The organism is Sorangiineae bacterium MSr11367, assembly GCA_037157805.1.
GTDB lineage: Bacteria > Myxococcota_A > Polyangia > Polyangiales > Polyangiaceae > Pendulispora > Pendulispora rubella.
In genome coordinates, this window is the sequence record CP089983.1 from 10,546,558 (window position 1) to 10,569,665 (window position 23,108).

Annotated in this window: 20 protein-coding genes; 11 read left to right on the plus strand and 9 right to left on the minus strand. The window is 65.8% G+C overall.

Features of this window, described 5'->3' with window-relative positions:
- Positions 1–29: 29 nt before the first annotated feature.
- The 5 genes from LVJ94_40705 to LVJ94_40725 are packed head-to-tail and all read left to right on the plus strand — an operon-like array spanning position 30 to position 4,197.
- A complete protein-coding gene (locus LVJ94_40705) occupies positions 30–1,343 on the plus strand; it encodes a hypothetical protein (protein ID WXB03213.1) in 1,314 nt (437 codons plus the stop codon).
- Positions 1,340–2,470, plus strand: a complete 1,131-nt coding sequence (locus tag LVJ94_40710; protein ID WXB03214.1) for a hypothetical protein — start codon at positions 1,340–1,342, stop codon at positions 2,468–2,470. Before LVJ94_40705 ends, LVJ94_40710 begins: the two co-directional genes overlap by 4 nt.
- Positions 2,467–2,733, plus strand: a complete 267-nt coding sequence (locus tag LVJ94_40715; GenBank protein WXB03215.1) for a hypothetical protein — start codon at positions 2,467–2,469, stop codon at positions 2,731–2,733. Before LVJ94_40710 ends, LVJ94_40715 begins: the two co-directional genes overlap by 4 nt.
- A 13-nt stretch (positions 2,734–2,746) precedes the next feature.
- On the plus strand, positions 2,747–3,805 hold the full coding sequence (locus LVJ94_40720) for an endonuclease/exonuclease/phosphatase family protein (protein ID WXB03216.1): 1,059 nt from the start codon (positions 2,747–2,749) through the stop codon (positions 3,803–3,805).
- A 26-nt stretch (positions 3,806–3,831) separates the two neighbouring features.
- On the plus strand, positions 3,832–4,197 hold the full coding sequence (locus tag LVJ94_40725) for a phage holin family protein (protein ID WXB03217.1): 366 nt from the start codon (positions 3,832–3,834) through the stop codon (positions 4,195–4,197).
- Here LVJ94_40725 and LVJ94_40730 read toward each other — a convergent pair.
- The 6 genes from LVJ94_40730 to purQ all read right to left on the minus strand — a co-directional run bounded on the left by LVJ94_40730 (position 4,186) and on the right by purQ (position 10,833).
- A complete protein-coding gene (locus LVJ94_40730) occupies positions 4,186–4,569 on the minus strand; it encodes a hypothetical protein (protein ID WXB03218.1) in 384 nt (127 codons plus the stop codon). The genes LVJ94_40725 and LVJ94_40730 overlap by 12 nt on opposite strands.
- A 323-nt stretch (positions 4,570–4,892) precedes the next feature.
- The gene (locus LVJ94_40735; GenBank protein ID WXB03219.1) at positions 4,893–5,432 is read right to left on the minus strand and encodes a hypothetical protein; all 540 of its coding nucleotides are present in this window, start codon (positions 5,430–5,432) and stop codon (positions 4,893–4,895) included.
- 159 nt (positions 5,433–5,591) lie between these two features.
- The gene (locus LVJ94_40740) at positions 5,592–7,034 is read right to left on the minus strand and encodes a 2-oxo acid dehydrogenase subunit E2 (GenBank protein ID WXB03220.1); all 1,443 of its coding nucleotides are present in this window, start codon (positions 7,032–7,034) and stop codon (positions 5,592–5,594) included.
- 11 nt (positions 7,035–7,045) lie between these two features.
- Complete coding sequence (gene rsmB / locus LVJ94_40745) at positions 7,046–8,362, minus strand: 16S rRNA (cytosine(967)-C(5))-methyltransferase RsmB (GenBank protein WXB03221.1); 1,317 nt, start codon at positions 8,360–8,362, stop codon at positions 7,046–7,048.
- A gap of 23 nt (positions 8,363–8,385) precedes the next feature.
- Positions 8,386–10,107 carry an RIP metalloprotease RseP gene (rseP, locus tag LVJ94_40750; GenBank protein ID WXB03222.1) on the minus strand — a complete coding sequence of 574 codons (1,722 nt, stop codon included), beginning with the start codon at positions 10,105–10,107 and terminating at the stop codon, positions 8,386–8,388.
- Positions 10,108–10,131: 24 nt separating this feature from the next.
- On the minus strand, positions 10,132–10,833 hold the full coding sequence (purQ, locus tag LVJ94_40755; protein WXB03223.1) for a phosphoribosylformylglycinamidine synthase subunit PurQ: 702 nt from the start codon (positions 10,831–10,833) through the stop codon (positions 10,132–10,134).
- 122 nt (positions 10,834–10,955) lie between these two features.
- Between purQ and purL the strand changes: the two genes are divergently transcribed.
- From purL to LVJ94_40770, 3 genes are all read left to right on the plus strand, one after another.
- Positions 10,956–13,304, plus strand: coding sequence for a phosphoribosylformylglycinamidine synthase subunit PurL (gene purL / locus LVJ94_40760; protein ID WXB03224.1), 2,349 nt, complete (start codon positions 10,956–10,958; stop codon positions 13,302–13,304).
- A gap of 59 nt (positions 13,305–13,363) precedes the next feature.
- On the plus strand, positions 13,364–14,611 hold the full coding sequence (locus LVJ94_40765) for a hypothetical protein (GenBank protein ID WXB10838.1): 1,248 nt from the start codon (positions 13,364–13,366) through the stop codon (positions 14,609–14,611).
- Positions 14,612–14,698: 87 nt separating this feature from the next.
- Positions 14,699–14,944 (plus strand): hypothetical protein, encoded by a 246-nt coding sequence (locus LVJ94_40770; GenBank protein ID WXB03225.1) that lies wholly within the window; start codon positions 14,699–14,701, stop codon positions 14,942–14,944.
- Positions 14,945–14,953: 9 nt separating this feature from the next.
- On the opposite strand, the gene LVJ94_40775 is transcribed toward LVJ94_40770, so the two are convergent.
- Positions 14,954–16,714 (minus strand): protein kinase, encoded by a 1,761-nt coding sequence (locus LVJ94_40775; GenBank protein WXB03226.1) that lies wholly within the window; start codon positions 16,712–16,714, stop codon positions 14,954–14,956.
- 94 nt (positions 16,715–16,808) lie between these two features.
- Positions 16,809–18,005 carry a DUF1343 domain-containing protein gene (locus LVJ94_40780; GenBank protein WXB03227.1) on the minus strand — a complete coding sequence of 399 codons (1,197 nt, stop codon included), beginning with the start codon at positions 18,003–18,005 and terminating at the stop codon, positions 16,809–16,811.
- A 63-nt stretch (positions 18,006–18,068) separates the two neighbouring features.
- Between LVJ94_40780 and LVJ94_40785 the strand changes: the two genes are divergently transcribed.
- The 3 genes from LVJ94_40785 to sthA are packed head-to-tail and all read left to right on the plus strand — an operon-like array spanning position 18,069 to position 21,916.
- Positions 18,069–19,040, plus strand: a complete 972-nt coding sequence (locus LVJ94_40785; protein ID WXB03228.1) for a sigma 54-interacting transcriptional regulator — start codon at positions 18,069–18,071, stop codon at positions 19,038–19,040.
- Positions 19,030–20,445: a hypothetical protein gene (locus LVJ94_40790; GenBank protein WXB03229.1), complete on the plus strand. Its 1,416-nt coding sequence runs from the start codon at positions 19,030–19,032 to the stop codon at positions 20,443–20,445. Before LVJ94_40785 ends, LVJ94_40790 begins: the two co-directional genes overlap by 11 nt.
- Before the next feature lie 40 nt (positions 20,446–20,485).
- Entirely contained in the window at positions 20,486–21,916 is a 1,431-nt protein-coding gene (sthA, locus tag LVJ94_40795) for a Si-specific NAD(P)(+) transhydrogenase (protein WXB03230.1), read from the plus strand.
- Here sthA and LVJ94_40800 read toward each other — a convergent pair.
- Positions 21,837–22,988 (minus strand): MFS transporter, encoded by a 1,152-nt coding sequence (locus tag LVJ94_40800; GenBank protein ID WXB03231.1) that lies wholly within the window; start codon positions 22,986–22,988, stop codon positions 21,837–21,839. The genes sthA and LVJ94_40800 overlap by 80 nt on opposite strands.
- Positions 22,989–23,108: the final 120 nt, after the last annotated feature.

Sequence of the window (23,108 nt, forward strand, 5' to 3'; positions counted from 1 at the left end):
GCGGTACGTTACCGCCTAACGTGGGCATCGTGCTTTCGAAATGGGCGCTGCCTATCGCCGTCACCATCTCGCTCATGCTGGGAGCGGGGCAGGCGCAGGCCAATGGGCGATTTCCGGCGGCGAGCCAGCTCGTCGTTTTCCCGAGGACGCCGGAGAAGATGGTGCTGCGCACCACGTTCGGCATCCTCTTTTCGCACGACCGCGGTGCGACGTGGGACTGGGTCTGCGAGCGCGCCGTCGGCTACGGCGGCGTGGAAGATCCCGCCCTCGGCATCGTCGGCGAAAAAACGGTGCTCGCGGGTACGTTCGAGGGCCTCAGCGTCACACAGGATCTCGGGTGCTCATGGGCCTTCGCCGGCGGCGGATTGAAGGGCCAAGTCGTCATCGACGTGACGTCGCGCTCGAACCAGCCCGCGGCCGCCCTCGCCTTGACGTCGACCTACAAGCGCGACGATGCCGGCGACGGCTACACGAGCCATCTGTACGAAACGACGGATCAAGGCATCTCGTGGAGCCGCCTGGGCGTCGGACTGCCCACCTACGCCATCGCGGAGACGGTGGACACGGCCCCCAGCGACGGCGCGCGCATTTACGCCTCGGCATTTCGTCGCAAAGGCGAGCCCATCGAAGGGCTCTTCTACGCGTCCAAAGACAACGGGCAGACCTTTTCCGAAACGCTCATCGAGCTGACCCCGAACGAGGGCGCGCCTTTCATCGCGGCCGTCGATCCGGTGAACGCCGAGCGGGTCTACGTGCGCACCACCACACCGGGCAGCGGAAGTCGTCTTCTCGTGACGGACGACGGCGGCAAGACGTTTCGCACGGTGCGCACCGGCGCCGCACTCCTCGGGTTTGCGCTATCGGGCGATGGCTCGAAGGTGTGGGTCGGCGGTGCCGATGGGCTCTTCGTGGCCTCGCGCGACGACCTCACCTTCGTCAAAAAATCCGATACGCAGATTCAATGCCTGACCTGGTTCGGCGGGACGTTGTACGCGTGCTCGACCGAGTCGAGCGGCTTCATCGTCGGTGCATCGACCAATGACGGCGCGAACTTCGCGCCGCTTCTGCACCTCGCCACGGTGCGCGGTCCCCTCGCGTGCGGGAACGGAACACCGACGGCCAATTGCCTCGTCGAGTGGCCGGCCATCCGCGATCAACTCGGTATCGCCTACGACGCCGGCGCTTCGGACGGAGGTGGGCAGCCCGCCGCGTCCTCGGACGATGGCGGATGCTCCGTGCCGAGTGAAAAAAGCGGGCCCGTGGCCTTCTTTTCGATGTGCGCCGTCGCGATTGCTGCCATCCTCGCGCGCACCGTGATCGTTCGGCGTCGGAGGCATCGGTGACCCCTTGGTGGATCCGCGCGACGGGCTTCGTCGTCGCGTTGATCGCGTTTCGCTTCTTCGCCTCGTGGTGGTGCGGGCGCGATGCCGAGGCTTGGTTCCGCGGGGACGGCGAACGACAGAGCGCACTCGCCGCGGATGTCATCGCCTTCGAACAGGACGACGATCCGCGCCATTTCAATGGCAAGTTGGCGCTCTGGACGCACCAGATGGCGGCACTCGGCTTGGCGCAGGTCGCATTCGAGCACCCCGAGCGGAAAGCCGAATACGTGCCGGTCGTCACACGCGCCGCAGCAAAGTGCTTTCTGCCGGAGATGCGCACCTTCGGCACGGAAGCGTGGAGCAATGAAGACGCCTTCAAGTCGCTCGAGGGCTCGCATGCCCATGGCTACCTCGGGGGCGCAGCCCTCGCCATTTCCGTGGCGCGCGCGCTCGACCCGGCCTTTCCGGCCGATGTGGCCAAGCAGCACGACGCGCTGATCGCGGCGTTCGAGCGACGTCTGCTCGCATCGCCGACAGGCCTGGTGGAAACGTTTCCGCATGCTGCGCACCCGCACGATACGGCAGCCATCGCCGGTGCCCTCGCGTGGCACACGCGCGCCACGGGGCGCTCGCACGCGCAGGCGCTGCACTACTGGGCCGACAAGGTTCGAACGAAGCAGATCGATCCCGCGAGTGGCCTTCTCGTTCAGCGCATGGAGCACCGCAATGGGCGGGGAACGGATTTCCCCCGGGCCTCGGGAACGGCCCTCGCGGCCTATTACGCGAGCTACGCCGATCGCGGCATCGCGGAGCTGCTCACGGGCGCGGTGCTTCGGTATGCGTCGGGACTCTGGGAGTTCGGCGGCGTTCGCGAATACGAAGATGGCCACAGCGGATTCGGCGAGGGCGACGACGTTCCGGTGCTTCTCGGCATATCTCCCACGGCCACCGTGTTCGCCCTCGCACCGGCGAGAGCATCGGGAAATGCCGCGGAGTTCGCGCAGTTGTACCGAACCACGGCGCTCGCGGGCGTTCCGTACACGTCGGGTGGCCGCACGCGATTTCTCGCCCTCGGTCCCATCGGCAACGCGTTCCTTCTGGCGCTGCTCACCGCTCGCGCGGAGCACGCGGGGGATGTCGCTCCATGAAGCGCGCACTGGACGTGTTGTGGCGTTTTCGTTTCAGCATTTTTTTTCTGTCGCTCCTGTATTTCGTTTTTCAGTGGGGATTCGCGCACACGAGTTTCACCAAGGGATTTTTCACCGGTGACATGCCCAACCTCGGTGTATTCGGCCTGGGCACCGTGGTGTTCTTGCTTCGATTTGGCATGCTTTTCATCGTTCCGGCGCACGTGACGTACCGCACCGTGGAATTGATTCTCACGTTCGCGCAGACTCGAAAAACGCGCTAAGACTGCGGACCTTATGTCCAAGAAACGCACTGCGCTCGAAAAGGCACTTGGCGCGCCGTTGGCCGCCCTCTTCGGACTGACGCTGGCCTACGGGTTTTCAGCTTGCTCGGGCGAGGGGATCACCCTTCCTCCGGACCTGAAGGATTCTTCCGTAGATACTGGACAAACGCTGCCGCCGGACAGCGGCGGGAATCCCGACACGGGCAGCGACGCGTACGTTCCGCCGAACGACGCCGGCGCGGACGCGCGCGATACGGGATCGGATGCCAATCCTGGAGGCAGCACCGTCGTCCGCATTGCGGCCGCCAATCTGAGCAGCGGAAATGGTCAATCGTATTTGGAGCCGGGTATCCGCATTCTCAAAGGATTGAAACCAGACATCGTCGCCATTCAGGAATTCAATGTGGGAACGAATTCCGAAAAGGATATTCGCACCTTCGTCGACGCGGCATTTGGAACAGACTTTTCCTACTTCCGCGAAAGCGGCACGGGGATTCCCAATGGTGTCATCAGCCGTTATCCGATGCTCGCGAAAGGCGAATGGGAGGACCTAACGCTCCCCGATCGCGACTTCGTATGGGCGAAGATGGACATTCCGGGTGACAAGGATCTTTGGGTCATCAGCGTTCACCTCAAAGCGGGATCGGGCAGCACCGACGAGGCGAAGCGGGGCGACGAGGCAAAGGCGCTGGACGGCTTGATTGGAGAAAACATCCCCTCGAGCGACTACGTCGTCATGGGCGGTGACTTCAACACGAGCTCGCGCGACGAGAAGTGGCTCTCCACGCTCGGCGCGAAGTTCGTCATGACGGGCCCCTACCCCGTCGATGGTACGGGCAACGACAAGACGAACGCGCCGCGCAGCAAACCCTACGACTGGGTGCTCGCCGATCCGAAGATGAACGCGCTCGCGACGGAGGCTCACGTGGGCACGCAGATCTTCCCCAACGGCCTCGTCTTCGACTCGCGCGTCTACACGCCCCTCGCCGACGTCGCCCCGGCCCAATCCGATGACAGCGCAGCCACCGGCATGCAGCACATGGCCGTCGTGCGCGATTTTCGCATTCCGTAAGTAGCGGGCGCGTACACTGGTGGCCGATGGGACAGAATCAGCTCCTCGTCAGCCTCGGCCACCTGATGATTTCGGGTCTGAGCGTCTTCATCGTCGCGCAGATCATGCCGGGCATGCGCGCCCGTGGATTTGGCTCCGCGATCGTCTTCGCCCTGGTCGTCGCACTCCTGAACGCCGTCGCGTGGCACTTCCTCCGCCCGGTCACGGTCACCCTGAGCGTGCTCACCCTGGGCCTCGGCGGCGTCATTCTGAATGGCCTCCTCTTCTTGATCGCCGGCAGCCTCTCGGGCGTGAAGTTCGCAGGCTGCATCACTGCATCCATCGCGTCACTCATCGTCACCGTGGTGAACTGGGGCCTCGAGTACATCCTCGCCGCGTGGCTACGAAAATAGCTGGGAGCCCTTCGCGATATCGTCGGTAAGGCGCACCTCGAGCTCCTTGCACGCCGCCGGATGCTCGTGGGGCCTCCCAATGCGCACCATATCGACCAAGGCGAGGTACTCGTGAAACTCGGCATCCTGCTCCGCCGCGCGAGGCACCGTTTTGTAGAGCGGCTCGATGGCACGCCCAAAGGCCCCGCCAAGCCCATTCGTCAAGGGCCAGACGACGCGGTCCTCATCGTCGGACACCGTGACCCCCGCAGAATCGGCGAGATCTGGAAGGGCGAATCCCGTGGGCATGCCTCCTCGGAAGTCCCCGATTTGCGCAGGAAACACGTAGCGCACGCCGTGCACGAGAAACTCGAGAAGGTTGGCTCGGATCACTCGATTTTCATACCGGTCGAAGAGATGACACGCCGCGAGACGCTTGAGGCCCTCGTTGCACTCGGATGGACTGATGAAAACTGTCTGGGCAAGCTCCGTTTGCGTCCAATTGCGCCGTCCCGTGGAGATGGCCTTTAGCGCGAGCACAACATCTTGTGGCTTCAGATGAAGCTGCCTCATGGCTCCGGCCCTCCGGGGTGAGGATACGCGGCATTCGCGATTCGCGATTCGCGATTCGCGATTCGCGAATTGCGAATGCCATAGCGACCCCCCGGCGAGCGCCTCACGAAGCTCAAGCGTTCATCGTGTGGGGCGCGGCAAGATCATGGATCGCCGCAAAAGGTGTGGGCATTCTCGCGAGCGAGGCGGCATGTCGTCGCGGCGTCCGCACATGTGCCGTTGATGCATGCGGCGGCGGTAAACGACTCGGAACACGCTTCGCACTTGCAGGTGTGCCGCGCGCAGTTATCCGGGTGATCGCCGCGCACCTCGCATGCGGCTCCCGGTGGGGTCGTTCCCGGCAGCTGATTCCCGTAACAATTGGCGTTTTGGCTCCAGCGCACCAGCCCACCCGGCACCGAGGCCTGGCTGTGGGGAAAGCCTGGTGTCCCGCAATTCAAGCCGCATTGCGGGTTCGTTGGCGGGGGCGTTCCGCCTGCGTCCGGAAGCGCGCTGGCGTCAGTTCCATCATCGGCGTCGCGGGTTGCGTCCAATCCGCCGTCGGCGCTCCACGCGGCGCCTACGTCAGGAATGCCGGCGTCCTGTGCCCCGCCCTCGGCATCGGACGAGGCATCGTCGCACGCGAACAGGACTACGCTGCAAACGCCAACGACGAACGCACCACGAACCCGAATCTTCGACATTCCGTTTCCTCCTGGGGACCCGGGCGCCGGTGCAACGAGTGGACCGGTTCGGCTTCCAGGAGAACGGTGCAGAAACGCAAAAGGCGCTGCCCTAGGGTCGAGCAAGTCCTGCTCAACATGGGCAACGCCTCGAGCGATGCTTGCTCAGCGAAGAGACGACTAGACTTCGAACTCGCCCTTCTCGAGAACGTCGGCGACGCGCCAGAGGAAGTTGTTGGCGGCGACGCCATCGACGATGCGGTGGTCGTAGCTCAGGGCAGCGTACATGACGGGGTGGATGGCGATGACGTCTTCGCCACCGGGGCCCTCGACGACGACGACGCGCTTTTGGATTTCACCCATGCGCAGGATGCCGACGTTGGGCTGGTTGATGATCGCGCCGCCGAACAAGTTGCCTTTGAGGCCCGGGTTCGTGACGGAGAAGGTGGCGCCGCTCAGATCGTCGACCGTGATCTTGCCGCTGCGCGCACGCTTGGCCAGCTCGTCGATCCCTCGAACGATGCCGCGCACGCCCAGTTCGTCCGCGCGACGGATGACCGGAACCACGAGGCCGTCGGGCGAGTCGACTGCGACGCCGATGTTGATGTCCTTCATCACGACGTACGCGTCGTCGAGGACGCGCGCGTTGAGCGCCATGTTCTCGCGCAGAGCGCGGGCGACCGCCACCGTCACGAAGGCGAGCATCGTGAGGGCGTGCCCCTCTTTCTTGTAGCGATCCTTGTGCGCGTCGCGAAGCTGCGACACCTTGTTCAAGTCGATCTCGGCCACGGTCACGACGTGGGGCGAGGCGAACTTCGAATAGGTCATGTGGTCGGCGGTGATGCGGCGCCGGCGCGAGAAGGGAACGACCTTGTCGCCTTCGTTCGGCTTGTAGGCGGGCACCTTGAAGGAGCCGTAGCCCACGCCCGGGACCGGCGGAACGAAGCCGCCACCCTGGTTGATCAACTGCGTAAGCGCGGCCGCCGGGGCGCGAGCGGCTGCAGGCGCGGGGGCGGGAGGAGCCGCCACCGGTGCAGGCGCGGGGGCGGGCGGCGGCACGGCCTGCGGACCGTTGCTGGCCGCAGCGCGAAGCACGTCGTCACGCGTGATGCGACCGCGCTCGCCGGAGCCTTGCACGGAGTCGAGGTTCACCTCGTTCTCCAGGGCTGCCTTGCGTGCTGTCGGCGTGGCCAGGGTGCCACCCGTGACGCTGCGCGAGGACGCGATTTCGAGCCCCGCGGCGGCTGCAAGCGAAGGCGACGATGCGGGAGGACGGGCCACGACGGCGGCGGGCGCCGACGGCGGCGCGGGCACCGGTGCGGGGGCGGGCGCGCGCACATCGCTCGCCGAAGCCCCAGGCCCCGCTTGCGGGGCCGTACTTGACTGCGCGCTCTCGTCCAGGCGACAGAGAACCGCGTTCACCGCAAGGGTCTCCCCCTCCTTCGCGAGAATCTGCGTCACGCGGCCAGCAGAGGGTGCGGGCAGCTCGGAGTCGGCCTTGTCGGTCCCGATCTCGACGAGCGGCTGGTCTTTTTGCACGAAGTCGCCTTCGCGGACGAGCCACTTGGTGACCGTCCCTTCGGAAACGCTCTCACCGAGCTGAGGAAGCGTGACGTCAATCATGGCGCCAGCTTTTAGCAAGTCGCGGGGCGCTTGACGAGACTCGCGAGAAAGTAACCGTCGGTGCCGTGAACATGCGGCAGCAAGCGCAGCATGCTTTCGCCGTTCGCGAGATCTGCCGCGGGCTGGCCTTCGAAGGGTCCGAGCTCCAAATCGGGGCGCGCGGCCAGAATTTTCTCGATGACTTGCTCGCCTTCCTCGCGCAAAACGCTGCATACGGCATAAACGAGGCGCCCCCCGGGCTCGAGAAGGTCCGCGGTGCGCTCGACGATGGCGACCTGCAGCGCCGACAGCCGAGCGAGGTCTTCCGGGGCGCGGCGCAAATAAAGGTCCGGGCGGCGCCCCAACGTGCCCGTTCCAGAGCACGGCGCATCCACCAAAATGCGGTGATAGCGGCCTTCCACGGCACCGGCGCCCACGGACCAATCGACCGCGTAGGTCGCCCGCGGCGCACGCGCGAGGCGGGTCAGTTCTTCACGAAGGCGCGCCAACTTGGACGGGTGCAAATCCGCCGCGTCCACCGCGCCGGTTCCGACGGCACTGGCCAAAAGCGCCGTCTTGTTGCCGCGCCCCGCGCAGGCATCGAGCACCACGTCGCCCGCGCGCGCACCGAGCGCGAGCGCGATCACCTGCGAGCCCTCCTCCTGGGAAGTCCACGCTCCCTCCGCGAACCCAGGCAAATCGTGCAGCCGCCCCGCCGCGCGCGCGCGAATCGCATGCGGCGACAGAGGCCCGGGCTCGAACTCCCCCTGCGGCGCCGCCTCGCGCAGACGCGCCAGCCACGCATCGCGCATATTTGCAGCATACACGCATATACCGTTGGGCGGCGCCGCCAGGGCCGCGCGGAGGTACGCGCGCGCACCGACGTCACCGAGCGAGCCCGCCAAGGTCGAAAAGAGCCACGGCGGCGCCGACTCCACCGCGATGGCCTCCAAATCGAGGCTCGCGCCTTCCGCCTCCGCCTCGCGCGCAAGCTTGCGCAGAATCGCATTCGCGAACGCCGCGACCTTCGGCCCATTCACCGCGCGCACGGCACTCACCGCCTCGCTCACCGCGGCGAATTTGGGCACCCGCTCGAGGAAGAAGAGCTGGAACGCCGCCAGCACGAGGTGAACACGCACCCGCGGATCGAGCTTTTCGAGTGGCCGCGTCGCGTGTCGCAAAAGCCGCGACTCCAGCCAGCGCCGCACCCGCAGCGAACCATAGGCAAGCTCCGTGGCCAGGGCACGATCGCGAGGGGCGAGCTGCGGGGAGCGCGCAATCTCCGCATCGAGCGCGGCCGCGGCAAAGGCCTGATCGCGATCCACGCGAACGAGGACGTCCGCAGCCACACTCCGAGCAGTGATCTCGTTCTTCAACCGAAAATCTCGCGAATCTGCCCCACGATGACGTCCCAGCGGCGCTCCACGTCATTTTTGAAGGCGACCATCATCAGCAGGAAAAGCACGCTCATCCCCACCAGGCTCGAGACCTCGCGCGCGCGCAGCGACAGGGGGCGCTTCTTGATCGCCTCCAGCGCGAGAAACACGAGGTGCCCGCCATCGAGCACCGGAATGGGAAGCAGGTTGACCAGTCCGACGTTGATCGAGATGACCGCCATCGCCCACACGAAGTCCCGCGTGCCCTTGGCGCCGGCCTGCCCGGCCACGTCGTACATCGTGATCGGCCCGCTCACGCTGGCCAGGCTCACGCGGCCTTGAAGAATGCGCCAGAAGCCGACGGTGATGAACTTGACGACGTTGACCGTCTCCTCGAAGGCACCACGCAGCGAGTACGAAATGAGACTCGGATTCTTCACCATCGCGGCCGGCGCATTCGGACTCCAATGCGTCGTCAAGAACACGTGCCGCTCGTGGCGCTGGGAAAACTCGTCCACCCATTGCTCTTTGCGCAACTGGAAATTGCCGGCCATCGGCTGCCCGCCGCGCGTCCACTCCAGGCTGTGCATCCGATTCGGATCGCGCAGAAGCTCCTCGGCCATCGCAGGCCAGTAGCGTTGCGGCACGCCATCGAGCTGCGTGATGCGATCGCCCGCACGGAGCCCCGCCTTCCACTCGCCCGACCCCGGTGGCACGAAGGCCACGTACATGTCCGAACCCTCGATGCCCGAGCGCAAGAGCACGTCCTTGGCGCGCGCATCCGCGTTTTCCTCGGTGCCCGCCGATTCGCGCGGCATCGGCGTCAATGTCACCGCGCCGGGGTCCATCACCGCGATGTCGCAAAGCCCGCCCGCCGCAGGAACGGGCACGGGGCGCAGGTACGCGAGCACCACCGTGTCGCCACGGTTCTTTGCCAGTGCGTCGACCAGGTCCAAAAAGCGATCGACCTTTTTGCCATTGATGGCCGTGATGCGATCGAACGTGCGCAACCCCGCGCGGTACGCGGGCGAGTCCGACTTCGGCACGCCGATGACCGGCGCGGGGAAGTTCGGCATGATTCCCACGCGCGCCACGTGCTCCACCACATCGAGCTCGCGCTGCACCTCGGAGCGCTCGACGAGTTCGTCGGCCGGGGTCACCTGCACCTCGACCTGTTTGCCATCGCGCTCCACCACGAAGCGAACCGGCACGCCCGCGCGCTGCGAGACGATGCGTTGCACTTCGGGGAAGGTCTCCACGTCCTGTCCATCGACCGACAGAATGCGATCGCCCGGCACGAGCTTTCCCTCCGCCGTGCGGCCTGGCGTGACGACGCCGACGTTGGGCGCGGGGAAGGTCCGATCCTCGAGAAACACCGAGGTGTAGAGGGCTACCGGAAAGACGACGTTCATCGCCGGCCCGGCGAGCACGATGACCACGCGCTTCCACAAGGCCTGCGCCTCGAAGGTGCGCTTGGCATCCTCCGGCGGAATCGCCTCCGTGCCCTTGGCCTCCTCGAGCATCTTCACGAAGCCGCCGAAGGGCAGAAGCCCCACGCAATACTCCGTTTCCTTGCCACGCAGCCGGAGGATCTTCGGGCCGAAGCCAATCGAAAACGTAATGACCTTCACGCCGAAGAACTTCGCAAAGACGAAGTGCCCCGATTCGTGAATGAAAATGAGGATGCTCGTGAGGAGGGTAAAGTAGAGAAGGTCCACGTTATCCCGCCTCCGCCCCTTGGATCAGGCCGCGACGGAAGCCGCGTGGCTTGCGATGACGGTGTCGAAGATGGTGCGCCCGTCGACGCCGCCGAGGATGGCCTCGCTCATGCGCTCCGGGTGCGGCATGACGCCGAATACGTTCTTGCGCGGTCCACCGTAGACGGCCGCGATGTTGCGCACCGCCCCGCCGGCATTGGCCGCGTCGGTGACCGCGCCGGACTTGTCGCAATATTGAAGAGCGATGCTGCCCGATTGTTCGAGCTCGGCGAGCACGCGATCGGTGGCTTGGTAGCGCCCTTCTCCATTGGCGATGGGGAGGCGCCAGACGGCATCGACCTTCGGTGTGAACGGACCCACGGCGCTGACTTTGACGTAGACGTCGCCACATGCAAACCGCATCGCTTGATTGCGGGTCAGCGCTCCGGGAAGGAGTCCGATTTCCGTGAGGATTTGAAAGCCATTGCAGACACCCAGCACGTATCCACCGCGCTTTGCATGCTCGACGATGGGCTGGATGATGGGCGCGACCTTCGCGATGGCCCCCGCCCGAAGGTAGTCGCCGTAGCTGAACCCGCCTGGGATGGCGACGAGATCCGTCCCGGTCGGGAGTGCGGTCTCGGTGTGGCGAACGACGGTAGTTGGCACTCCGCAAACATCGCGAAGCGTACGGACCATTTCGGCATCTGCATTGATGCCCGGGAAAACGACAACGGCGGCGCGCATTTCGGCCCTTTCGCTAGCACGGAAGCGCCAAAGCTTCTACGTTGCGCCGCGTGACTCACCAATCGTCGGGCGGAGTTGCCGCCGTACCTGGGACCGCACCGGGCGTTTTTCCTGGAGATCTCGTGATCACGGACGAGCTCGTCCGTCAACACAAAGTGAGCGAGGCCGAATATCGGACCATCGTGGAGGCGCTCGGACGCCCCCCGACCTACACCGAGCTCGGCGTGTTCAGCGTGATGTGGAGCGAGCATTGCTCGTACAAGTCGTCACGCGTCCACCTGCGCAGGCTGCCCACCAAGGGCCCGCGGGTCATTCAGGGACCTGGCGAAAACGCCGGCGTCGTCGACATCGGCGACGGATTCGCGGCCGTCTTCAAGATGGAGTCGCACAACCACCCGAGCTTCATCGAGCCGTACCAAGGCGCCGCCACCGGCGTCGGCGGCATCCTGCGCGACGTCTTCACCATGGGCGCGCGGCCGATTGCCTCGCTCAATTCACTGCGCTTCGGACGGCCGGATCATCCGCGCACCCCCGAGCTCTTGCGCGGTGTGGTGGCCGGCATCGGCGGCTACGGCAACTCCTTCGGCGTCCCCACGGTGGGCGGCGAGGTGTTTTTCGATTCGCGCTACGACGGCAACATCCTGGTCAACGCCTTCACCTGTGGCGTGGTGCACAAGGACCGCATCTTCTATGGACGCGCCACCGGCATCGGAAACCCGATCCTCTACATGGGCGCCAAGACGGGACGCGATGGCATCCACGGCGCCACCATGGCGTCCGACGAATTTGCCGACGACAGCGCGGGCAAGACCAACAACGACGGCATCGCCACCGCCTCGTCGCTCCGCAGCGGCGTGCGTTCCACCATGCAGGTGGGCGATCCCTTCATGGGCAAGATCCTCCTCGAGGCATGCCTAGAGCTCTTTCAGCTCGATCTGCTGGAGGGCATCCAGGACATGGGCGCCGCCGGTTTGACGTCGTCGAGCGTCGAGATGGCGGGCCGCGTGAAGAACGGCATCGAGCTCGATCTCGACTTGATTCCGCGCCGTGCGAAGCGCATGTCGCCGTACGAGATTCTGCTCAGCGAATCGCAAGAGCGCATGCTGCTCGTCGCCAAGCCCGGGTGCGAAGACCGCGTGCTCGAGATCTGCAAGAAGTGGGAACTCGATGCCGCCGTCATCGGTCACGTCACCGATACGCAGCATTGGGTCATCCGCGCGACGCCGGGTTACGACCCGCTGGCCGACGGCCCGAAGAAGGGCGAAAGCGTCGTCGTGGCCGACATCCCGATCGACATTCTGACGGACGGCGCCCCGGTCTACGACCGGCCGCGCGAGCCGCTCTCGCAGATCTTCGCCACGCGCATCGAACTCGATCCGCCCGCGGATTGGGGCGATGAATTGCTCACCCTTTGCGGCTCGCCCAACATCGGCTCGCGCCGGTGGATCTGGCGGCAGTACGACCACATCGTTCGCGGCGGCACCGCCGTGCGTCCCGGCGGAAGTGCAGGCGTGGTGCGCGTCCCGTGCGAGCTCGGAGACCGCGTCGTCTACAAGTACCTGGCCTTCGCGGTGGACTGCAACGCGCGCCAGACGGGCAACGATCCCTTCACCGGCGGCGCCATGGCCGTCGCGGAGAGCTGCCGCAACGTCGTGTGCTCGGGCGCGGAACCCATCGGGCTGACGGACTGCCTCAACTTCGGCAACCCGGAGAGGCCCGAGGTGATGGAGCAATTCTCGCGCGCCATCGACGGCATCGCCGCCGCGTGCACCGCGCTGGACGTGCCCATCGTGAGCGGCAACGTGAGCCTCTACAACGAGACGGCGGGTCAGGCGATCTTGCCGACGCCGACCATCGCGTGCGTGGGGCTCTTCGACTCGGAGAAGGACATCGTCACGCCGTGGTTCAAGCGCGATGGCGACATGGTGATCGCGCTGGGCGTGCTGCCGAGCAACCAGGCCGGGTGCCTGGGCGGCAGCGAATACATCGCGCGCAAGAAGGGCTGGACGACCGGCACTCCGCACCTCGACCTGGAGCTCGAGACGCGGTTGCAGCGCCTCGTTCTCAAGCTGGCGCGCGAGCACCTTCTCGCAAGCGCCCACGATGTCGCAGAAGGCGGTTTGGCCGTGGCGCTTGCAGAGTGCTGTGTGACGGCACCCGAGGGAGAGAAAGATGTGGGAGCACGTATTACGCTCCCCGCCGTGGGTTCGACCGAAGGTCATGGCGCCGCCGACACTGCCGCGCGATTTTTCGGTGAGATCCCGTCACTCGTTCTGGTGAGCGTCGATAAAAACAGCGTGGAGCAGGTGCTCACCGCAGCACGTGATGCGGCAGTTCCCGCGGAAACCATCGGCGTGACGGGAGGAGAGACGCTGCGCATCGATGACGCGACGCGCGCAAGCCTTCGGGTAGACCTCGCGCGGCTTCGCCAGACGCGCGAAGAATGTCTCACGAGTATCGTCGGGGGCTAGCCAACCAGCCATCCCGTCGTGGTACATTTTGGGGGAGCACGCCTTCGCGTAGCTGAGTCATGTCCAAGGCGCCTTCACCGCTGCTCGGCTATAACAACAACGTCCGTCACAAGAGTCGGGTATTCCATATCCAGACCGAAGATTCGGGCGTCCGGCACCCGCACATCATCACGCACCTGTTCATGGACGGGGGGCGGATCCTCAAGTCGGTGAAGAAAAGCTACTCGGAGCACCTCGGCACCGAGGGGTTGGCCGACGTGGTGCGGCAGATGATGAAGGAACAACACAAGGCGATGTTCATCGCCTTGCGTGGTGGGCATTTCGATCATTTGGTCGATGCCGCCGCCGACTCGTCGCCGCCTTCGTTGCGCCCCCAGAGCGCCAAGCCGGCAGCCGCCGAGCCCCCGCCGAAGGCCGATAGCGACGCGCCGGTGTCGCCGCCGGCGGCCGCGTCCCCTCCACCGTTGCCTTCCCCTGTCCTCTCGCCGCCTCCTGCCGCGCCGCCGGTCTCCGCGCCCGCCCCGGAGACGCCCCCCGCGTCCACGACGCCCGAGACGCGTGAGCAGCCCGAACGCGAAACGGAGCTGACCCTCGACATCGACGCGCTGGAGCCCCCACCGCCCGAGGTGCGGCTCGAGCCCCCGCCGCCACCACCGGAGCCGCTTCCGCGACCGGCGCGCGTGGAGAGCCCTCCGCCGCCGGAGCCGCTGCGGGATCTCTCGCCGCAACTCTTCAAAAAGCGCGCGGATACGTTTCGTTTCCGGCAGGGCAAAGAAACGCGGGCCACCGAGGCGCTGCTTTCGACGACCCTTCCGAAGGCCTCCCCCCCGGGCTCGGGGCCGCCGAAGGCCCCCCTCTCGGGGGCCGCAGCGGCTGCACCCAAGATGCCTCTCCCGGGACCGGCCTTGCCAAAGGCCCCGAGCCCCGCACCGAGCTCGCCGAAGGTGCCGCTTTCGAGTCCGGGCTCGCCCAAGGCGCCTGACCCGCTGCGCGACCGGCTGCCCGCGTTCTTGCGCGGCGACGTGCCGCCAAGCTCGGGGGGCGGCCCGATCTCGTCGGGCGTGTCGTCCAGCGTTCCCGATACGGACAGGGTTCCGCCATCGTCCCAACCGAGCAAGGTCGCGTTGCCACCGGCCGCGGCGGGGTCCGAGGGGCGTTATGCACCGGCTCGCCCGGCGGCCATCTTCGGGCACGCGCGCCCTCAGCAAGGCAGCTCCATCTTTGGCGAAGACCTGATCAGCGACAAATCGCTGGATGAAGTGATCCTGAGCTACCTGGCCGAGGATCTCGAAGCGGACAAGAAGTAGCCTTTCTCCTTGACTTTTGGGGGATGTGGGGTTCTCTTTGTCATGAAATAGAAAGTGATTTTCACTTTCATCTATCAGGGAGTGAACATGGACGAGTCTCATCGTACCCGCCTCGCCGAGGGCCCCATCTGCATGGTCGAAGAGTGCAGCTGCGGTGTGATGCACCTGACGATCGGCCCCGTAACGTTGCGTCTGCAGGCCGACGCCGTCGAATCGATGTGGGTTACCTTGGGCGAAGCGATCAGCCGCCATGCCGCGCGCGATCGCGATCGCGCGATGCACATTCACATGGGCAACTGCGCCAACCCGCACTCCGACGAGCGCCTCTCGTAGAGGATCTCGCTATTCCGTCGGCGCCGGGCTCGGGGCCGGCGGATCGTGCGACTCGCTGGAGGGCGAGACGATGGGCGGCGTCGTGGGAGGCACGACGCCCCATGTGGGGGCACTCGACGGAGCGCTCGGCGGCGAGTCGACCGACGTGCGCGGGCGCTTTCCTTTGCCCTTGCCACCGCTCGCCGAGGCCGCGGGCGCCACACCTGCCGGCGCAGATCCAGATGCCGAGGCGCTCGCACTCGCGGCGGGCGCACGCGCGCTGCCTGACGCCGACGGCGCGGCAGATGGCGCTTGCTCGACGACGGACTCCGGCGACGGCGTCGCAGCACTCGTATGGACGGCGTGGGGCGGCGCAGAATGCCCCGACGGGGCGGGCTCCGCCGACGCGCCCGATCTCGGCTCGTCGGTGGCCACGGCCCACGCGCTGGCCGAGGCGCCTGGTGCGTTTGCCGCCGCAGAAGCACTCGCCGAAGGCTCTGCCTGCGGCGCGACCACGTGGTCGCGCGCGGCGGCGCTCTGCGTGAAGGTACCTCGGAAGAGGAACACCCCCACCCCCGCCACGCCGATGAGAAGCACCGCCGCGAGCAGGTGCCCCGTCCAGCGCCCGCGCGCCGCCGGAAGATCGTTGTCGATGTCCGTCCCGAGGGGCGTGAGCCGGCTGCCACTTCGACTGTAGTTGCGCACCGACGCCGCGCGCACCGCGTTCGAGTCGATGGAGACCTCCGTGGCGGCCACACCGAGATCGTGCGGTGTGGTCAGCGGCGTGCGCGCAACGGTCGCTCCTGCCCCAGACCCGGCTTGGAGGGCAGGAGGCACCGACGAATGCGGTGCCACGTGCTGGTGCACGCCGAGACGCGGCGTACCGCCCTCGAGAAACGCACGCAGATCGGCCCGCATCTCGCGGGCGTTCTGGTAGCGATCTTCGCGCGCCTTCTGCATCGCCTTCATGCAGATGGCCTCGAGCTTCTTCTCCACCGTCGGCACGCGTTGCGAGGGCGCGAGCGGAATGTCCGTCACGTGCTTCAGCACGACGCCCAGCGCGCTGTTCGCCTCGAACGGCACCGTACCGGTCAGCAGCTGATACAAAATGACGCCCACCGAGTACAGATCCGCACGCGCATCGAGCGGCTCGCCGCGACCTTGCTCCGGCGACATGTACTCGGGTGTGCCGACCACCAGACCGTGCGTCGTCAGCTTCCCTTGCTCGCGCTGTCCGTTCTCTCCGTGACCCGGCGAGGACTCGCTGCGGTCGTCCATGATCTTCGCGATGCCGAAGTCGCAGACCTTGACCAGGTCCTTCGTGTTCCCCTCGTCGTCGATCGCCGTGAGAACCATGATGTTCTCGGGCTTGAGATCGCGATGCACGACACCCATGTCATGCGCAACGGCCAACGCAGCGAGGGTTTGCATCACCAAATCGGCAATGCGCGGCGGCGGCATGGGCCACTCGTTTTGAATCACCTGGAACAGATCGCGCCCGTCCAGGAACTCCATCGCCATGTACAGCGTGCCGTCGGACTCCTCGCCGAAGTCGACGACGCGCATGGAATTCGGGTGGTCGATGCGGGACGCGGCCTTGGCCTCACGCATGAAGCGGGCAGGAAACGTCGCATCCCTCGCGAGCTCGCGATGAAGAAGCTTGAGCGCGACGACCTTGTCGAGCGCGATCTGGCGAGCCCGGTACACGGCCCCCATCGCGCCGCTTCCGATAAACGCTTCGACCGCGAATTTCCCCGCGATCTTGCGCCCAATCAGAGCTTCTTGTTCCACCTGTGCCATCAATCGGGGTGAAGTCTAACCAACACGGCTTGATCCAGCCACACCCGTTATCCGCTCATGTACGAATAGCGGGCAGAGCGCCCAGTCAACACGTTCGACGAACCAAAGATTCGCGCGCACTGCGCACAATCTCCAAATCTCCATTGCGAAGCCGACTGACCATCTGCGCAACATCGTGCGCGGCCGCACCGGTCGCGATGAGCGCGCGCGCTTCGCCATCGCCGGTGAGAAGATCGAACGCAGGAATATCATCGACGAACTCATATCGTTCCGTTCGGAAGCGAAACCGTTCCGGATCTTGCTTGTGCGCCAAAGCAACGAGGGCCACGTAGCACGCAACGGGCCGGAACGTGGCGGGATCGTCCACGTGCACCTGGACGCCTCCGCAGACTTGACCTGCGTGCTTGTGGAACATGGGCTGGAAGGTAAGTGGTCGCACGCGCACGCCGGCGTACCCCAGCGCGTGGAAATCGAGCGCGAGCTTTTGGCCATCGAGCCACGGCGCACCGAAAATCTCGAACGGGCGCGTCGTTCCCCTTCCCTCCGAAAGGTTCGTTCCCTCGAGCAAGCAGCCGCCCGGGTACACCAACGCCGTGTGGTACGTGGGCATGTTGGGCGAAGGCATCACGAAAGGTCGATCCCACACCGTTGCATGCTCTTCGCGTACCCAATCGTGCACGGCGGCAATCTCGAGCTGCTCCGGCGGAATGCCCTCCTCGTCCGCACGCCACGCGAGGATTTCTCCCAAGGTCAGCGAATGGCGAATGGGAAGGGCCTCGAGCCCGACGAAGGAGCGATGGTCAGGCCGCTGCCGCTGCCCTTCGACGCAGGAGGGCGCGCCGCCGATGGGATTCGGTCGGTCGAGCACCAGAACGCGTTTGCCGAGCTGATGGCACTTTCGCGCGGCCAAAAGCGCGGTCCACACGAAGGTGTAATAACGCGCGCCTACGTCTTGCAGGTCGATGACCAAGAGCTCGATATCCGCGAGGTCTTCGTCGCGTGGAACGAGCGCTGAAAAATCTTGGCCGTACAAGCTACGAATTGGAATGCCATGTCGATCGCGCGCGTCTTCCACGCCGATCATGTCTTGCGCCTCGCCACCGAAACCGTGTTCGGGGCCGAAGACGACCTTCAGACGCGCACCTTGTCCGATGAGCACGTCGACGGCGTGCACGAGTTCGCGTGTGACGGACGCCGGATGGGCCAGAACCGCGACGTTGGTGCCACGTACTCGTTGGGCAGCGGGTCCTCCAGCGGCAAGATGGTCGAGTCCGGTGAGCATGGAATCATCCTACGGGAAGAGTGATCCCCATGTCAGGGGGCAAGCCGTGCGGCGAGGCTCGCCATGAAGGCAAGGCTCGCTGATGCGCGCGACGGCATCGTGGCGACGGCGCCGCAGATGGCGAACCTCTTTCGCACCATCGTCAAGGTCGCCGAGTACAAGACCACGGTTCTCATCAGCGGAGAGAGCGGCGTGGGCAAGGAGCTCGTCGCCCGGGCGATCCATGCGCAGTCGAGCCGCCATGATGGTCCCTTCGTTGCAATCAACTGCGGGGCCATTCCAGAAAATCTGCTCGAGAGCGAGCTTTTCGGCCATCGCAAGGGCGCCTTCACGGACGCCGCGGCGGATCGACGCGGTCTGTTCGAGGAGGCCACGGGCGGCACGCTCTTTCTGGACGAAATCGGCGAGCTGCCGCTCGCGCTGCAGGTGAAGCTTCTGCGGGCGCTGCAAGAAGCCTCCATTCGCCGCGTGGGCGACTCCGTCGATACACCGGTCGACGTGCGCATCATCGCCGCGAGCCACCGCAATTTGCGTGCAGAAGTCGCCGCGGGGCAATTTCGAGAAGATCTCTTTTACCGCATCAACGTGCTCGCACTTTCGATTCCACCGCTGCGGGAGCGCCGAGAGGACATTCCACACTTGGTGGACTATTTCATCGCGCGAAACAATTCGCGGTTGGGCACGAGCATCCACGGTGTCTCGGCCGAGGCGGCGAAGCTTCTCTGCGAATACGCCTGGCCCGGCAACGTGCGCGAGCTGGAGAACACCATCGAGCGCGCGATGGTGCTGGCCGATCGCAACGTGCTCGATTGCACGGACTTCCCCGATCGACTGCGGGAAGCGATGGATCCGCTGCAGGCGCACTTGGCGAGCGGCGAGCTTTCCATCAAGAAGACGATGCACGTCATCGAGGAGATGCTCATCCGTCGCGCGCTACAGAAAACCAATGGCAACCGGACGCGCGCCGCGGCTATTTTGGAGATCAGTCACCGTACGCTGCTTTACAAAATCAAGGATTACAAGATTGAAGACTAGCGTCCTGGCCATTGCGCTCGCGACGATGGGGTGCGGCGAAACGCACCCGGTCGCGAAGACACCGCCCGCCGCACGTGACTCGGGTGGCGAGGCCGTGGCCTGGGCGTACGAGGTCGTGGCCAACCGCGATGCAACGGAGCTCGACGTCGCCGCGACCCTGACGCGCGCCGCGAGCATCGAGCTTTCGGTGAGCGACTCGGCAGAGCCCTTCGTGCGCGACGTTCGGGTGGAGCGTGGCGGAGAGTGGGAAGCCATTTCACCGCGCGGAACGTCGTGGTTCGTGCAGGAGTGCGCGTCCGTATGCCGCATTCGTTACCGGTTCGAGCTGCGTGCGGCGGCCGCCGAGGTCGTGCGCGATGGGATCGCGCGGCGGGCGGGTGATGGCGTTATCGAATCGCCGGCGCATGCGTGGCTCCTGCACCCGCTGCAGACGCATCAAGAGGACCGCGCACGGTTCCACGTCGCGGCGGAAGACGGCGTTCGCTTCGCGACGGGGCTTCGGGCCACGGCGCCGGACACCTACGAGATCCGCGCGAGCGAAATTTCACGGGTACCCTATTCGCTTTTCGGGAAGTTCCGCGCGTCGGAGGTTCATATCGGGGATACCTCATTGAAGGTGGCCATCGTGCCCGGGCGGTTTCGCGCGAGCGATGCGGTGTTGACCGAGTGGATCACGCGCAGCACCGGCGCCGTGCGGGACTATTTCGGAGCGTTTCCCATGGAGGGCACCCTCTATGCGGTTCTTCCCCGATCGGGAGACTCCGTGGGCTTCGGTCGCGCATCGGCCGGTGCGGGGGGCGGGTCCATTTTGATCGACGTGGGGCGCGAGACCGACGAGGCCGAGCTTCGACGCGATTGGGTCGCGGTGCACGAGACGCTGCACTTCGCCATGCCGTCGCTCGCGCGCGAGCACATTTGGGCCGAGGAAGGGCTCGCCACGTACCTCGAGCCCATCGTTCGTCGGAGGGCGGGGCTCACGTCGGATGAGGATCTGTGGCGGCAATTTTACGAGATGATGCCCAACGGCCTCCCCCGCGCAGGCGATCGTGGCATGGACAACACGCACACGTGGGGGCGCATCTATTGGGGCGGCGCGATCTTTTGGCTCGTCGCCGACGTGGAGATCCGCAAGCGCACGCAGAACGCGCACTCGCTGCGCGACGCGGTGCGGGCGATTTTGCGGGCGGGCGGGAACAACTCGGAGATGTGGGAGGCCTCGCGCATGTGGGACGAAGGCGACCGCGCCACCGGTACCCATGTGCTGCGCGACCTGGCCGCCTCGATGGGGTCTCAACCGGGCTCCGTGGATCTTGCGGGGCTCTTTCGTGAACTCGGTGTGAGCGCGACGGCGCTGGACGATAGCGCCCCGAGGGCCGCGCTGCGAAAGGCCATCACCGCGCGATGATGCGCGCACGCGCCGCACGTCTTCTGGTAGGGTCAGCCCCGTGGCGTTCGACTACGATTTGATCGTGTTGGGAGCCGGGCCCGCAGGCGAAAAAGGCGCCGTGCAGGCAGCGTACTTCGGGAAGCGCGTGGCCATCGTCGAGTGCGCAAAGGAGCCGGGCGGCGCAGCCGTGCACACGGGCACCCTTCCCTCGAAGACGCTGCGCGAGACGGCGCTGTTTCTCTCGGGCTACCGGCAGCGGGACCTTTACGGCGTCGACGTTCGCCTGAATCGCGAACTGGCGGTGCCAAAACTGCTCTCCCGCAAGGATGCGGTGCGCGATCTGGAGGTGGCGCGCATCCGCTGGAACCTCGAGCGCCACGGAGTGGAAACGCTGCACGGCGTGGCCCGCTTCGTCGATGCGCACACGGTGGAGATCGTGCAGCTCGGCGGGCCTCCGCGGACCTTGACGAGCGAGTTCTTCCTCGTGGCCACGGGCTCGAAGCCGCATCAACCGGCGGACATTCCCTTCGACGACGAGGACGTGGACGACTCGGACACGGTTCTACTCATCGATCGACTGCCGCGGACGATGACCATCGTGGGCGGGGGCGTCATCGGCTGCGAATACGCGACGATGTTCGCGGCGCTGCAGGTGAAGGTGACGCTCATCGAAGGCCGCGGGCGGCTGCTGCCGTTCTTGGATTTGGAAATGGGCGAGCGCCTGCGAGCCTCGATGAACGGCCTGGGCATCGAGATCATTTTGAACGCGAAGACGAAGAAGGTCGCGCGGCTCGAGGGCTGCGGCATCCGATGCGAGCTGGAATCGGGCGCCATGATCGACAGCGACAAGTTCCTCTTCGCGGCAGGGCGCTCGGGCAGGACCGAGGAACTGCGGCTCGATCGCATGGGCGTGAAGCTCGACAAGCGGGGTTACGTCGCGGTGAACGACGACTACCGCACCGAGGTGCCAAGCATCTACGCGGCGGGTGACGTCATCGGCTTCCCTGCGCTGGCGTCGACGTCGATGGAACAGGCACGCGTGGCCGTGTGCCATGCCTTCGACTTCGCCTACAAGCGGCAGGTATCGCACGTGTTGCCGTACGGCGTGTACACGATTCCGGAGGTGAGCTGCGTCGGTCTCTCGGAGGAGTCCTGCACGGAGCAAAAGATTCCGTACGCGGTGGGGCGCGCGTTCTACCGCGACAATGCGCGCGGCAAGATCGTGGGCGACAAAGACGGCGTGATCAAACTGATCTTCCACGCCGAGACGCGCGAGCTCCTGGGATGCCACTGCATCGGGGATCGCGCGTCGGAGCTCGTTCACATCGGGCAGGCGCTACTCATGGGCAAGGGAACGGTGGATACCTTCATCGAGATGGTCTTCAACTACCCGACCCTTGCCGAGGCCTTCAAGTATGCAGCATACGACGCGCTTGCCCGCCTCGCGAAGACGCCCGCGAAGGATCCACCGAAGGTGCCAGTACCGTAAGGACCACGGCAAGCCCCACCACGACGCCGAGGCCACCACGCAACGTGAGGTGTTCGGCGACGAAGCCGATGCCGGGGGGGCCGACGAGAAAGCCGCTGTAGCCGAGGGTGGCCATCATGGAGAGCCCCGCCGCGGGCTCGACACCCGGAACGTTGCCGCTCGCGCGGAAGGCGGTGGGCATGACCACCGAGAGGCCGAGGCCCACGCTGAGGAAGCCGACGATCATCATGGCAACGTTGTTGAAGACCAAGCCGACCCCGAGCCCTGCCGCCACGAGCAGGCCCCCGTAGCGAACGATGTCCACGGCGCCGAAGCGCACGGTGAGCCGGTCGCCGGCGAAGCGCCCGATGACCATGGTGAGCGAGAAGGCCGCGTAGCCAAGGGCCGCCACGGCTTCGCTGGTGTGCAGCATGTCCCGCAAGTACACGGCGGACCAATCGCCCATGGCGCCTTCGCCCACCGACGAGCAAAACGCGACCGCGCCCAACGCGACGAGCGTGGCATTGAGGCGCGCGCGGGGCGCGCCTTCGGGCTTTTTCTCCGGCACGGGGGCGTCGGAGCGCGGGAGGAGCGAGCGGCCAAAGACGAAGGCCAGCACGAGGTAGAGGATGGAGGCACAGCTCAAATGAACGGCGGGGGTGAGGCCTTGCGAGGCCGCGACCGAGCCAATGCCGGCACCGGCGAGGCCGCCCACGCTGAAGAGCGCGTGAAGCGAGCCGAGGATCGGCTTGCCGAGGCGCTGTTCGACGTCGACGCCGTGCGCGTTCATGCTGACGTCCAACAGACCCGTCGAGAGGCCGATGGCAAAGAGCCCCACGGCCGTGAGAAGCGACGTGGGCGTGAAGCCTGGAAACGTGACGGCCACGCACATGAGGAAGGCGCCGACCTGCGTGGTGCGGCGATTCCCGTAGCGGGCGATGAGGGGCGGTGCGATGCGGAACGAAAGAATGGCCCCGATGGCCACGGCCAAAAGGAGTAGACCGAGATCGCGATCGCCGAGATCGAGCCGGTCACGCATGGCAGGAATGCGCGCTACCCAACCCGCGTACGCGACCCCAAGGAGGAAAAACATCCCGCCTACGGCTATGCGTGCGCGCTTGGCTCGGGTTAAGCCTGCTTCGTCTGGAAAGTCGATCATGTCAGGCACAAACATGCACGACATCGCTGTCCGTTCAAGGACTTTCGTGCTAAT

Bases quoted from the DNA above. Each gene is read 5' to 3' on its own strand.
- LVJ94_40765 (WXB10838.1), top strand. From the start codon at position 13,364: ATGTCCAAGGCGCCTTCACCGCTGCTCGGCTATAACAACAACGTCCGT.
- purQ (WXB03223.1), bottom strand. From the start codon at position 10,833: ATGCGCGCCGCCGTTGTCGTTTTCCCGGGCATCAATGCAGATGCCGAA.
- LVJ94_40735 (WXB03219.1), bottom strand. From the start codon at position 5,432: ATGTCGAAGATTCGGGTTCGTGGTGCGTTCGTCGTTGGCGTTTGCAGC.
- LVJ94_40785 (WXB03228.1), top strand. From the start codon at position 18,069: ATGAAGGCAAGGCTCGCTGATGCGCGCGACGGCATCGTGGCGACGGCG.
- LVJ94_40770 (WXB03225.1), top strand. From the start codon at position 14,699: ATGGACGAGTCTCATCGTACCCGCCTCGCCGAGGGCCCCATCTGCATG.
- LVJ94_40725 (WXB03217.1), top strand. From the start codon at position 3,832: ATGGGACAGAATCAGCTCCTCGTCAGCCTCGGCCACCTGATGATTTCG.
- LVJ94_40780 (WXB03227.1), bottom strand. From the start codon at position 18,005: ATGCTCACCGGACTCGACCATCTTGCCGCTGGAGGACCCGCTGCCCAA.
- LVJ94_40720 (WXB03216.1), top strand. From the start codon at position 2,747: ATGTCCAAGAAACGCACTGCGCTCGAAAAGGCACTTGGCGCGCCGTTG.
- LVJ94_40740 (WXB03220.1), bottom strand. From the start codon at position 7,034: ATGATTGACGTCACGCTTCCTCAGCTCGGTGAGAGCGTTTCCGAAGGG.
- LVJ94_40800 (WXB03231.1), bottom strand. From the start codon at position 22,988: ATGTTTTTCCTCCTTGGGGTCGCGTACGCGGGTTGGGTAGCGCGCATT.
- LVJ94_40715 (WXB03215.1), top strand. From the start codon at position 2,467: ATGAAGCGCGCACTGGACGTGTTGTGGCGTTTTCGTTTCAGCATTTTT.